We start from the raw sequence: 730 nt of genomic DNA, 5'->3' as shown, positions 1-730 counted from the left end.
GCAGCATACGACGCAGTACAGTCGTAACGACGTGTTAAAATCCACGGCTTTGATACCGTCCTCTACTTCGGTTGCAGGGCGGTTGTGTTCGTGTGTGGCGGCTGATGCGCTGCTGCAGACGTCCCGTAGGCGATGCGCGAGATCCGCGTGCGCCGCCTCCATCGGTCCTATCGGTCTGTCTGGTCCATGCCTCTGTCTGCTCCCGTCCCGCGCGTCATGCGCCACCGCCGTGCCATCACGGTGGAGGCCTATTTGCGGGAAGACGGCCTGTGGGACATCGAAGCGCGCCTGACCGACACCAAGCCCCGCGATATCCCGCTGGCCAGCGGCGGTGTCCGCCCCGAAGGCCAGCCGCTGCATGACCTGTGGCTGCGCGTGACCATCGATACCCGCATGAACGTCGTCGACGCCGAAGCGTGCTCCGACTGGGTGCCGTACCCCACACACTGCGACACGATTGGCCCGGCCTACCGCAAGCTCATCGGCCTGAACCTGATGAAGGGTTTTCGAAAGGCCTCGCGTGAGAGACTTGGCGGCGTGGTGGGCTGTACGCACCTGACCGAGCTGTGCGGCGTGCTGCCGACCGCCGCCATTCAGGCCTTTGCGGGCGACGTCTTTCCGGTGCGCGACAACTCCAACGCCCTCCGACCGATCGAGCCCGGCGAAAAGCCGCCTTACCAACTCCACGGCTGCCATGCCCTGCATCTCGAGGGCGAGGTGGTCCGCAAGC

Annotated in this window: 1 protein-coding gene; it reads left to right on the top strand. The window is 65.2% G+C overall.

What is annotated here, in order from left to right:
- Window positions 1–216: 216 nt before the first annotated feature.
- The coding region (locus ACTWQN_RS38000) for a DUF2889 domain-containing protein (protein WP_443208525.1) at window positions 217–730 on the top strand (514 nt) is incomplete at its 3' end.

The sequence above is a fragment of the Saccharopolyspora antiqui genome (assembly GCF_052246905.1).
Classification (GTDB): Bacteria; Actinomycetota; Actinomycetes; order Mycobacteriales; family Pseudonocardiaceae; genus Saccharopolyspora.
This window is presented reverse-complemented; position numbering and strand designations above follow the sequence as displayed.